At 62.4% G+C, this 11,610-nt stretch carries 11 protein-coding genes; 8 read left to right on the plus strand and 3 right to left on the minus strand.

Going from position 1 to position 11,610, the window contains the following annotated elements; all coding sequences use genetic code 11:
• Positions 1–179 precede the first annotated feature (179 nt).
• Complete coding sequence (locus I6I72_RS03755) at positions 180–1,100, plus strand: ribokinase (protein ID WP_049166750.1); 921 nt, start codon at positions 180–182, stop codon at positions 1,098–1,100.
• Here the strand turns inward: I6I72_RS03755 and I6I72_RS03760 are convergent.
• The gene (locus I6I72_RS03760) at positions 1,097–2,215 is read right to left on the minus strand and encodes an amidohydrolase (protein WP_049064094.1); all 1,119 of its coding nucleotides are present in this window, start codon (positions 2,213–2,215) and stop codon (positions 1,097–1,099) included. The genes I6I72_RS03755 and I6I72_RS03760 overlap by 4 nt on opposite strands.
• A gap of 131 nt (positions 2,216–2,346) precedes the next feature.
• Between I6I72_RS03760 and I6I72_RS03765 the strand changes: the two genes are divergently transcribed.
• From I6I72_RS03765 to I6I72_RS03795, 7 genes are all read left to right on the plus strand, one after another.
• Entirely contained in the window at positions 2,347–2,511 is a 165-nt protein-coding gene (locus tag I6I72_RS03765; RefSeq protein WP_005528078.1) for a hypothetical protein, read from the plus strand.
• Positions 2,512–2,526: 15 nt separating this feature from the next.
• A complete protein-coding gene (locus I6I72_RS03770) occupies positions 2,527–4,143 on the plus strand; it encodes an FAD-dependent oxidoreductase (RefSeq protein ID WP_049064095.1) in 1,617 nt (538 codons plus the stop codon).
• On the plus strand, positions 4,143–4,403 hold the full coding sequence (locus tag I6I72_RS03775; RefSeq protein WP_005528076.1) for a metal-sensitive transcriptional regulator: 261 nt from the start codon (positions 4,143–4,145) through the stop codon (positions 4,401–4,403). The genes I6I72_RS03770 and I6I72_RS03775 overlap by 1 nt, the downstream gene beginning before the upstream one ends.
• Before the next feature lie 189 nt (positions 4,404–4,592).
• A complete protein-coding gene (locus I6I72_RS03780; RefSeq protein WP_049064099.1) occupies positions 4,593–5,354 on the plus strand; it encodes a LamB/YcsF family protein in 762 nt (253 codons plus the stop codon).
• Positions 5,354–6,904, plus strand: a complete 1,551-nt coding sequence (locus tag I6I72_RS03785; RefSeq protein ID WP_149721333.1) for a 5-oxoprolinase subunit B/C family protein — start codon at positions 5,354–5,356, stop codon at positions 6,902–6,904. The genes I6I72_RS03780 and I6I72_RS03785 overlap by 1 nt, the downstream gene beginning before the upstream one ends.
• A 2-nt stretch (positions 6,905–6,906) precedes the next feature.
• A complete protein-coding gene (locus tag I6I72_RS03790; protein ID WP_049147378.1) occupies positions 6,907–8,661 on the plus strand; it encodes an acetyl/propionyl/methylcrotonyl-CoA carboxylase subunit alpha in 1,755 nt (584 codons plus the stop codon).
• A 127-nt stretch (positions 8,662–8,788) separates the two neighbouring features.
• Entirely contained in the window at positions 8,789–9,403 is a 615-nt protein-coding gene (locus I6I72_RS03795; protein ID WP_100087966.1) for a GntR family transcriptional regulator, read from the plus strand.
• A 216-nt stretch (positions 9,404–9,619) separates the two neighbouring features.
• On the opposite strand, the gene I6I72_RS03800 is transcribed toward I6I72_RS03795, so the two are convergent.
• Both I6I72_RS03800 and I6I72_RS03805 read right to left on the minus strand, forming a co-directional pair.
• Positions 9,620–10,414, minus strand: coding sequence for a putative hydro-lyase (locus I6I72_RS03800; protein ID WP_049147373.1), 795 nt, complete (start codon positions 10,412–10,414; stop codon positions 9,620–9,622).
• 12 nt (positions 10,415–10,426) lie between these two features.
• On the minus strand, positions 10,427–11,590 hold the full coding sequence (locus I6I72_RS03805) for an NRAMP family divalent metal transporter (RefSeq protein ID WP_149721353.1): 1,164 nt from the start codon (positions 11,588–11,590) through the stop codon (positions 10,427–10,429).
• Between the last annotated feature and the right edge of the window lie 20 nt (positions 11,591–11,610).

The following is an 11,610-nucleotide window of genomic DNA, read 5'->3' on the forward strand; positions in this document are numbered from 1 at the left end:
GCGGCTTTCCCAGTTTTGCGCACGTCCGTCAGCGTCATGCCAGCACAATTTGCCAAACAAGGCGCCAAAACTTCCCGAAATCACCCCAATATTTGGCAAATTGCGCCCTTGCGCCGCCCCAAGCCCGGACGCGGGCTCTTAGAGTGGAGCACACAAGGCACAAACGCAAAGGAAACATCATGACTACAAAACAGCCGCACTGCGTGGTCGTCGGCTCCATCAACGCCGACTTGATGATTAGCGTGGAGCGCCACCCCACCCCGGGCGAGACACTCATCGGCAGCGGTGGCGAGGTGCTCGCCGGCGGCAAGGGCGCAAACCAAGCGGTAGCTGCGGCACGCCAAGGCGTCAGCGTCTCATTCGTGGGCGCAGTCGGCGATGACGCTTACGCCGGCCCAGCCATGGAACTGCTAGAAGCATCGGGCGTCGATCTCAGCCACGTCGAACACCTCAAGTCCACCACCACGGGCCTTGCGGTAATCGAGGTCGCAGCCGACGGCGAGAACACCATCGTTGTGGTTCCCGGCGCGAATGCGCGGGTGGACGCTGAGTTCGTTCAACAGCACGCGCAAGCAATACACAAGGCAGACCTGGTGCTACTACAGGGCGAGATTCCCGCCGCAGGATTCCAGAAGGCGGTCGAACTCGCACGCGCGGTAGGCGCCCGGGTGGTGGTGAACCTGGCGCCGGTGGTGGACGTCGATAAGCAGGCGCTCCTGCAGGCAGACCCACTCGTGGTTAACGAACACGAGGCGGGGTTGGCGCTCAGGCAACTGGGTGCGCAGACGCCGAGCGATGAACCAGAGGAACTCGTAGAATGCCTGCGCGCCGAAGGCTTTGCCGCGGTGGTGTTAACGCTTGGAGCGCGCGGGGCCATCGTGGCGGATGCCGAGGGCACCACGCCGATTCCCACCCCGCAGATCAAAGCGGTGGACACCACGGGCGCCGGCGACGCGTTCACAGGCGCGCTCGTGGCGAAGCTCCTACAAGGGGCCACGCTTAGCGACGCCGCCCATCACGCCGCCCGCGTGGGCGCCTTCGCCGCGCTGGGCCGCGGCGCCCAGCCTTCCTACCCGGATCTAAAAGCGCAGCTTCCTTAAACCGCCAGCCAAGGGCAAAGCGCAGCAACCGTGGCCTCCGCACCTGCTTCCAGGGTGGGGTGCAGCTCAGGGACGAACTGCGGAGAGTGATTGCCCGGTGCATTCTCCGGGTCTGGGAAGCCGCCGACGACCCAGAAGCAATACGGTGTGCCAAAGGCATTCGGGATATCCGGGAAATCCTCCGAGGCCGATAAAGGCGCGAAGGTCTCCGTGCGCTCCTCCCCCAACAAGGTCTGCATAGACTCGGTGACCTTGGCAGTTACATCGCGGTCATTGTCCAGCACCGGGAAGCGTTCGGAGTATTCGAAGGAAGGCTCCGGCGCGCCCGCCGCGGCGGCCTGATTGCTCACGATGCGTTCGATCGAGGCATGAATGTGGTCTTCGACTTCCTGCGAGTAGCAGCGGGTATTGAGCTCGAACACGACTTTGTCCGGAATCACGTTGGCCTTCGTGCCGCCGTGAATCGTGCCCACGGAGACCACCGCGCGCTCGCTGGCCGGTAGCTCACGGGAGATAATTGTCTGCAGCTGCATGATGATTGAGGAGGTAAGCACGATTGGGTCGACGCTCTTCTCCGGCATGGAGCCATGCGAGCCGACGCCGCGCACAGTTACCTTCACAGTGGAAGCCTGGGTGAAGCTAATGCCCTCGTTGGTCGCGACATGGCCCATTGACAATGCACCCATGACGTGCTGGCCCAGCATGACATCGGGGACGGGAACCTTGCCCGTGATTCCCGCAGCGACCATGTCCTTGCCGCCTTCAGCGATCTCCTCGGTAGGCTGGAAGACTGCCTCGAAAGTGCCGGACCATGCGTTCCGGTTTTCCGCCAGAAAAGAGATGGTGGTCAATAGCCACGTGGTGTGCATGTCGTGGCCGCACATGTGCCCCACCGGCACCTCCTGGCCAGTCTTGTCGGAGACCTGAGTGGCAGTCGAGGCGTACTCAACGCCGGAGTCTTCCTTCACTGGCTCCAGCTCTTTGATAATCCGCGCCTTGGTTTCGGCTTCCTGCAGCGAGAGCTCCGGGTGCTGGTGGAACCACCTATAAAGCTCCTCACGCTGCGCCTTCGTCCTTTCCAGATATGTTTCCAAAGATTCAAACAGTTGCGTCATAGATCCCACCTAATGCCTACCTAGTCACCGCTTGCGGAGAACGCACTCTTGACGCTATATACCCCTAGGGGTATATTCAAAACCATCCTAATATACCCCCTGGGGTATACGCCTAGAAGAAGGGGAATCCTATGTGCCGTCCCGTTACCTGCAAGTCCTGCGGAAAGACCACCTGGGCAGGCTGCGGCAACCACATTAACCAAGTAAAAGCCACCGTCCCGGCAGGCCAGTGGTGCACCTGCCCACGCGAGACCACCTCCGCCAACAAAGGCCTGTTCCGCCGCCTCTTTAGCTAAAGGAGTATCCCACCCATGACCGCCAACCCCACCACCGTCATCATCGGCGGCGTCGCCGGTGGTATGTCCACCGCAACCCGCCTGCGCCGCAATGATGAAAAGCGAAACATCATTGTCCTCGAGGCCTCGGGCCACGTATCCTTTGCCAACTGTGGCCTGCCCTATCACATCGGCGGAGTCATCGAAGAGCGCCAGGACCTTCTCCTCCAAACACCGGAGGCCCTGAAAGAACGCTTCAACATCGACGTTCGCGTCAACACGCGCGCCACCCACGTCGATCGCGCTGCTCGTACCGTCACCACCGAATCCGGCGAGACCATCCCCTACGACGATCTAGTCCTTTCTCCCGGTGCAACCCCGTTCCTGCCACCGATCACAGGCATCGAAAAGGCATATAGCCTGCGCACCGTCGAAGACGTAGACCGCATCGCCGCCGCACTTAAAGGCCGCACGCGGGCAGTAATCATCGGCGGCGGATTCATCGGCCTGGAGATGGCCGAAAACCTCCGCCACCGCGACCTTTCTGTCGCCGTCGTGGAGGCTGCCCCGCAAATCATGGGCCCACTGGATTCTGAAATGGCCGCCATCGTGACCGAGCACCTGCGCGCCAACGGAGTTGAGATTCGCACCAATGCGCAGGCCACTGAAATCAGCGACTCCGGCGTAGCGCTCGCCGATGGTACCGAGCTGCCCGCAGATATCGTCATCACCGCAATCGGCGTGCGGCCAGCCAGCGATCTAGCACGCGAAACAGGGCTTGAGATTTCGGAGCGCGGCGGAATTGTGGTCGATGCGCAGCAGCGCACCAGCGACCCGCACATTTTCGCACTTGGCGACGCCGCGACCAAGAAGGATCTGCACACCGGCGAAGATACCCTCGTACCACTGGCCCAAACGGCCAACCGCCACGGCCGCCTCGTTGCAGACATCATCACTGGCCGGGAGACCGCCTCACTGCCAGTACTCGGAACGGCTATCGTTGGGCTCTTTGGACTTGCCGCAGCCTCCACCGGATGGAATGAACGGCGCGCACGAGCCGCTGGCAAGAAGGTCCGCGTAATTCACCTGCATCCGGCCAACCACGCGGGCTACTACCCCGGCGCGACACAGCTGCATATGAAGCTCGTCGTGGACGCCGAAACCGACGCCATCCTCGGCGCGCAGATCGTTGGTAAGGACGGAGTGGACAAGCGCATCGACGTCATCGCCACCGCGATGCGGGCGGGGCTTAAGGCACGCGACCTCGCAGATCTTGAGTTGGCCTACGCACCCCAGTTCGGCTCAGCGAAGGACCCTATCAACTTCGCGGGCTTTATCGATGACAACATTGTGCAGGGCGAGCGCACTGTCCAATGGCACGAGCTCTCCGAGCACCTCGAGGCCGGGACACTCCTGGTAGACGTCCGTTCAGCCTCCGAGTTTGCTGCAGGCGCCATCCCCGGAGCCATCAACATTCCGCTCGATGAGCTGCGCGCACGCCACGCCGAAATCGCAGGTCATAAGGATGTCATCGTGCACTGCCAGGTGGGTTTGCGCGGCCATAATGCGGCGCGCATCCTCACAAACCTGGGTTATGACGTTGCTAATCTGGATGGCGGGTATCTGACTTGGCAGCATGGAAAGGCCGCATAATGAACTTAGATCCTGCAGAGGTAAAGCCCTCCATCACGCGCCTCAAGCGTGCACGGGGACAAATCGATGCCGTCATCCGCATGCTCGAATCCGGCGAAGAATGCGAATCAGCAGTAACTCAGCTTGCCGCCGCTGCAAAAGCGATCGATCGCGCGGGCTATTCCATCATCGCCACCGGGCTTAAGCAGTGCTATCGCGAAGAGGGCCCAGAAGGCCTCGATGCGGAAAAGATGGAAAAACTCTTCCTTTCTCTGTCTTAATTTGGCGAACTTAAAGGGGCTCAATGGAATACTTCGCCACCTAGGAGCGAGGGTAGTCACGCCCATCGACGCAGCGTGACTACCCCCGCTCTTCTTCAAAAATGGCGTCCCACTTCACAAAGTGACGTGACGCACGATACACTATCCGCCTATAGATTGTTGAACAATTCTAAAAGGGGATTTGAGTGTATGAGCCAGCTCTTTATTGATCTCAATGCCGACCTCGGCGAGACCACCGCAGGCAATCCAGTCGCAGACGACGCAGCGATGCTCAAGCTGGTCTCCTCTGCCAACGTCGCCACCGGCTTCCACGCGGGTGACCCACACTCCATCGCCGGCACCGTCCACGCAGCTAAAGAGGCGGGCGTCGTCGTTGGTGCACACGTAGGCTACAACGACCCAGCCGCGTTCGGCCGTCGCTTCATCGACTACAACCCGGCTGAGTTGGCAGACGAAGTCACCTATCAAATCGGCGCGCTTGAGGCGCTGGCCCGCGCGCACGGCACTCGCGTTGCCTACGTTAAGCCGCACGGCGCGATGTACAACGCCATCGTTCACCACGAGGCCCAGGCCAAGGCAGTCATCGACGGCATCAAGGCCTTTGGAGATATCCCGGTCATGCTGCTGCCGGGCGGCGTGGCAGTCGACGTCGCCGAGGCACGCGGCCTGACTGTCATCCGCGAGGCCTTCGCGGACCGCAACTACAACCCCGACGGCACCCTGGTCTCGCGCACGCAGGACAATGCTGTGCTGCACTCGGCAGACGACGTCGTAAGGCGCGTGCTCGAGGTGGCAGAAACCGGCGCCATCACAGCCATCGACGGCAGCGTCCTTAGCGTGGATGCGCAGTCCGTTTGCACCCACGGTGACTCCCCGGGCGCCGTGGAGATGCTGCGCGGCGTGGTAGCCGAGCTGGATGCCCGTGGCATTGAGATCCGGAGCTTTATCTAATGCGCATTCACCCCGTAGGAACCCGCGCGTTGCTCGTGGAGTTGGATGACCTTTCCCAGGTCATGACCTGGCACGAGGCACTTACTGCGCAGCCGCTGAAGGACCAAGTCGATGCGATTGCCGCAGCGACTACCCTATTGCTCACCTTTAATACCCCAAACTCGGCGCATGCCGCCGCCGAGTTCTTGGAGGATTTCCACCCCTCCGCACGCTCCGTGGAGGAGCCACGCTTGGTGGAGATCGACGTGCTTTACGACGGCGCGGATCTGGACGAAGCTGCCGACCTACTCGGTATGTCCCGCGAGGGGCTTATCGACTGGCATACCTCGACCGAGTGGCTCGCGGCCTTCGGCGGCTTTGCCCCGGGCTTTACTTATTGCACCCCGGCAGATGCCTCCCGCAGCGTCGACATCCCGCGTCGCTCTACCCCGCGTACCGCGGTGCCGAATGGCTCGGTGGGCATCGCCGGTAACTTCTCCGCGGTCTACCCGCGCGTCTCCCCCGGCGGCTGGCAGCTGCTAGGCACCACCTCGACCCCGATGTGGGAATCGGATGCGCAGCCGCCGGCGCTGGTGCAGCCCAGCGACCGCGTGCGCTACCGTGCCGTCAGCTCCCTGCCGGACATCGTATCCACCACCCCGTTTGGCCGCCGTACCCCAGCCCGCCTGCCACGTATGGAAGTCATCGACCCCGGCCTTGTCACCCTCTTCCAGGACCAAGGCCGCCCGGGCCGTGGCAACTTAGGCGTTACCCCTTCGGGCGCAGCTGACCAGGCAGCAGCGGCCACCGCCAACGTCGCGGTGGGCAACCCGCGCGGTGCGACGGTGCTGGAAAACATCGGCGGTATTCGCCTGCGTGCCCTCACCGATACCGTCATTTGCGTCACCGGCGCCCAGGCCCGCGTGCTCCTCGACGAGATGCCGGTGCACCTCGCGCGCCCGGTGCTCGTGACGGCGGGTTCCACCGTGATCGTCGAGCCGGCCACGTACGGCATGCGCTCCTACATCGCCATCCGCGGCGGCATCGTTGCCGATACCGAGCTGGGGTCCTCCTCCACCGACGTGCTCTCTGGGCTGGGTCCTGCGCCCGTGCACATCGGCGACATCATCGGTGTCCTGCCGCGCTCGAGTGCCATGACGGATGCGCAGCTGACCAATCCGCTGCGCGTTTCTGAGGGCTCCCACGGGCAGACCTCCGGCGTGCTGCGCTGCGTGATGGGCCCGCGCGACGACTGGTTCACCAAGGAATCCCTCGAGAAATTCTTAGATACCGAATGGGAAGTTACTCCACAGTCCAACCGCGTCGGCCTGCGTCTTAGAGCCAGCGACGATGCGACCTTGTCACGTGCGCGCTCCGGCGAGCTCCCGAGCGAAGGAATGGTTGCTGGCTCCGTCCAGGTTCCGCCATCGGGTGAGCCGGTAGTCTTCCTGCGCGACCACGCCGTCACCGGCGGCTACCCCGTCATCGCCACCGTCTTGGAAGAAGACATCGACATCGCCGCGCAGCTCCCGCCGGGAGCCACGGTCCGCTTTGAACTAGTTGAAGGTTAATCATGATTTCTGCAGTCCTTATTGCAAACCGCGGAGAGATCGCCGTGCGCATTGCGCGCGCTGCGCGTGACCTGGGCATCCGCTCCATCGCCATCTACTCTGAGGCAGACGCAGGCGCCCTGCACACCCGCGTGGCCGACGAGGCCTACGCCCTGCCCGGCAACACCGCGGCCGATACCTATATGAACGTCCCGGCATTGCTGGACATTGCGGTTCGCGCCGGCGCCGATGCCATCCACCCGGGCTATGGCTTCCTTTCTGAAAACGCTGACTTTGCCCGCGCCGTCGCCAGTGCGGGCCTGACCTGGATTGGCCCAACCCCAGAATCCATCGAGCTGCTCGGTGACAAGATTGCGGCCCGCCGCGTGGCCGAGGAGGTCGGCGCTCCCCTGGCTCCTGGCACCTCCGACCCCATCGACGACTGGCAGGAGGCCCGCGCCTTCGCTGAAAAGCACGGTCTGCCGATTGCCATCAAGGCAGCTTATGGCGGCGGTGGACGCGGCCTGAAGGTCGTGGAGAACCTCGAGGACATCGAGGCCGCCTTCAACTCTGCAGGACGCGAGGCCAAGGAGGCCTTCGGCCGCGCCGAGTGCTACGTGGAGAAGTTCCTCACCCACCCGCGCCACGTCGAGGCGCAAATCCTCGCCGATACCCACGGCAACGTCGCTGTGCTCGGTACCCGCGATTGCTCAACGCAGCGTCGCTTCCAGAAGCTCATCGAGGAAGCTCCCGCACCTGCGCTTAGCGACGAACAGCGCACCGGCATCCACGAGGGCGCCCGCGCCATCTGCGCCAAGGTGGGTTACACCGGCGCTGGAACCGTGGAGTACATAGTCTCTGAGGACGGCACCATCTCCTTCCTCGAGGTCAACACCCGTGTGCAGGTTGAGCACCCAGTCACTGAGGTCGTGACCGGCGTCGACATCATTGCCGAGCAGTTCCGCATCGCTTCGGGCGAGCCACTGTCTTTCGTGGACGAATCCCTCGACCCGGAGCCGCACGGCCACGCTTTCGAGTTCCGCATCAACGCCGAGGACATCCTGAACGGCTTTGCGCCATGCCCTGGCACCATCGTGCGCTTTGAGCCGCCGACGGGTCCTGGCATCCGCGTGGACGCGGGTGTGCGCTCGGGTTCCATCGTGCCGCCGTACTACGACTCGCTGATTGCCAAGCTGCTGGTCTGGGGACCGACCCGCGAGGTGGCCCTGGCCCGCGCCAAGCAGGCCCTGGCCGAGTTCGACATCGAAGGCGTGCGCACCGTCCTGCCTTTCCACCGCGACATGGTCTCCTCTCAGGTCTTGGCCGATCACGGCGATGCTGAGGCACAAGCCGGTATCTACACGGACTGGCTTGACCACAACTACCGCCCGTCTGCGGAGTCCACGAGCAACATTGCGCCGGTCGAGGCCATCTACGCCAAACGCACCCAGGTAGCCATCGAAATCGACGGCAAGCTGGTCAGCGTCGGTTTGCCGGAGAACCTGTTTGCGGCAGCCCCGGCGGCTGCTGGTGGGGTGAAGGTGGCGTCGCCAAGCGCGGGCGCGCAGGAAGGCGAGGTAACCGCACCGTATGATGCAAACCTCGTGGCGTGGAACGTCGCGGATGGCGACACGGTCGAAGAGGGCGAGGCCATCGCGACCATCGAGGCGATGAAGATGGAGTCTTCCGTAAAGGCTCCACGCGGCGGCACCATCAAGCTGTTGGCCAAGGAAGGCGACCGCTTGGATCCGTCGAAGGTTATCGCGACTATCGACTAGTCTCAGCGGTTTGCTTGTGTCCCACTAATTGGGCCGTGGTTTTACCAGTTGCGCTTGCGGCCGCGACGAATTCTGTGGCGGCAGGAGCCGCGCGGCCTCCACATCCCAATGGGATAAGCTTTCTGTCATGCTTTCTCAGTCTGTGGCGTCGGAGATTCGCGATGCCATCTCGGCCGGCGAGTTCATGCCCGGCCAACAGCTCAGCGAGGTCAAAGCCGCTGAGCGTTTCTCTTGTTCCCGCAATACGCTCCGCGAGGCGTTCACTGAGCTCGCTGCGCAGCGACTCGTGGAGCGCATCCCCCACCGGGGCGTCTTCATTGCGACGCCGGACGCCGATTACGTGCGCGACCTGTTCATCGCACGTGCCGCCATCGAGCCCTCCGGCGTGCTGTGGGGCGAATTCGCTGATCCGGCAGCGTTGATTGAGCTTGTCACTTCTGCTCGAGCCGCGCAGGAACGCGGTGAGGACCAGGAAGTATCCAACATTAACCAGCGTTTTCACCGCGCACTGGTGGCGTCGCTAAATTCCCCGACGCTTAACGCGCAAATGAACAACCTACTCGCGCGGATGCGGCTGAGCTTCTTGCTCGTTATCCCGCGCTACCCCACCTTGCACGCTGAACACATTGAGGGCAACATCCGCTTGGCCCGGCTCATTGCCGATGGAAAACGCGAAGAAGCTGCCGCGCTTTTGCACGACAGCTTGCTGCGGACCTGCAAGACGATGCTCGCGGTCATCTAGCTTGGGGCGGCTTGGCGGGGCGGCTTCCCTGCCCCCATTGCGGTTTGGTCCCATAGGTTGGGTCCCTTTGTGGGGTAAAGGGACCAGTAAGCCAAATTTTCCGGCACCGGCTACTCGTAAAGAAACCCAACCAATGAAACCCAAGCAAAGGGACCAAACCGCGCGGTCGGCCGGAGCAGTTGCAGAGCAAGCTGCAAGCGCAGCCGCAGACCGGGTTTAAGGAACCTGGTAGTCCACGTCGCGCGCGTCAGTGACGAGCATCTTGCCGGGCTGGTGGGTAATCGCCAGGCGCGGCTTCGAGTTCATCACCACCGCTTGTGGCGTCACGCCACACGCCCAGAACACCGGAATGTGCCCTTCCGGGATGTCCACGGCGTCGCCGAAATCAGGGCGAGAAAGATCCGAAATGCCAATATCCTCAGGGTTTCCCACGTGCACCGGCGCCCCGTGCACCGACGGGTAACGCGAGGTGATGCGCACGGCGTCGGCAACCTGAGATGCAGGAATCGGTCGCATGGAGACCACCAACGGTCCGCTGAAAATGCCGGCCGGAGTGGTGGGAATGTTCGTGCTATACATCGACACATTTCGCCCCTGCTCGATATGAGCCAGCGTAATGCCGTTTTCCTGCAGCGCCGACTCGAAAGTAAACGAGCAGCCGATGAGGAACGTGACCATGTCCTCAGCCCAGAACTCCGTGGCGTCCTCCACCGAGTCGGTTAGCTCACCGTCGCGGAAGATGCGGTAGCCGGGGATGTCGGTGCGGATATCGCCACCCGCGAGCAGCTCCGAGCTGTATTGGCCCGCCTCCAGCACGCCCACAATCGGGCACGACTTCGGATTGCGCTGAGCAAACAGCAGGAAGTCGAACGCGTATTCCTTCGGCACCGCAAGCAGGTTGGCCTGCATGTATCCGTCAGCGAAACCCGCCGTAGTCACCATCTGATTCTGCCGGGCATGCGCGCGCACGTCAGCGGGCTGCATCGTGGAAGGATGTGCAGTGTAAGACATCTTCCAAGGCCCCTAAGCCCAAAGCTTCATGATTCCGGAGATGGAGTTGAAACCGATGTAGAGCTCCAGCAGCAGCGCGATGGAACCAACCACCAGCAGCCACATTGGGTGCTTGACTCCGCCGAGGAGATCGCGGCGTCGGAAAGCAACCCACATAACCATCGCAAACGCAATTGGCAAAATGATGCCGTTGAACGCGCCTGCGAAAATCAGCAGCTTCTGGGGAGCGGAGTTGAGGAGAACGAACAAGATGGTGCAGACCACGATGAAGCCCACCGTGAGGAAGTTGCGGGTGCGCGGGGCGACCTTCTGAGTGGTCACAAAGGAGATCGAGGTGTAGGAAGCTCCAATCACCGAGGACAAGCCCGCGGCAAAGAGCACCACGCCGAACGCACGGAGTCCGAACTCGCCGGCGGCTTGGCGGAAGGCGTCGGCAGCCGTGTTGTCCTCAGACAGTGCCACGCCCGTGCTGACGACGCCCAGCACAGCCAAGAAGAGCAGCACGCGCATAATGCCGGTGATGATGACGCCCATGACCGAGGTCGTGGTGATGTTCTTGATGTGCTCCGGGCCGGTCATGCCGTTGTCGATGAGGCGGTGCGCACCCGCGAAGGTGATGTAGCCGCCAACGGTACCGCCTATGAGGGTGGTAATAACGAAGAAGTCAACTTCCTCCGGCATGACGGTGTTCTTGAGCGCCTCGCCCACTGGCGGCTGCGAGACGATAGCCACGTAGAGCATGAGCAGGATCATGATGGCGCCAAGGGCAGCCACCAAGCGGTCAAGCGCGATGCCGGCGCGTTTGGACAAGAAGATGAAGATGGCAATCGCCGCAGCGATGACCGAGCCGATGCGGGCGTCAATGCCGAGCATTGCGTTCAAGCCCAAGCCGGAGCCAGCAATGTTACCGATGTTGAATACCACACCGCCGATGAAGACGAGCACCGCGAGGAACCAGCCAAGGCCCGGCAGAACGGTGTTGCCAAGCTCGTTGGCGCGCATGCCGGAGAGGCTCAGCACGCGCCAGACGTTGAGCTGGATGGCGATGTCCACGATGATGCTGAGCAGAATCGCAAAGGCGAAAGCTGCACCCATCTGGACGGTAAAGACGGAGGTCTGGGTCAAAAAGCCCGGACCGATGGAGGAGGTAGCCATGAGAAACATGGCGCCCGCCATTGCGCCGATACCCTTGGGTG

Origin of the sequence: Corynebacterium striatum (genome assembly GCF_016728105.1) — a bacterium.
In the GTDB taxonomy this organism is placed as follows: domain Bacteria; phylum Actinomycetota; class Actinomycetes; order Mycobacteriales; family Mycobacteriaceae; genus Corynebacterium; species Corynebacterium striatum.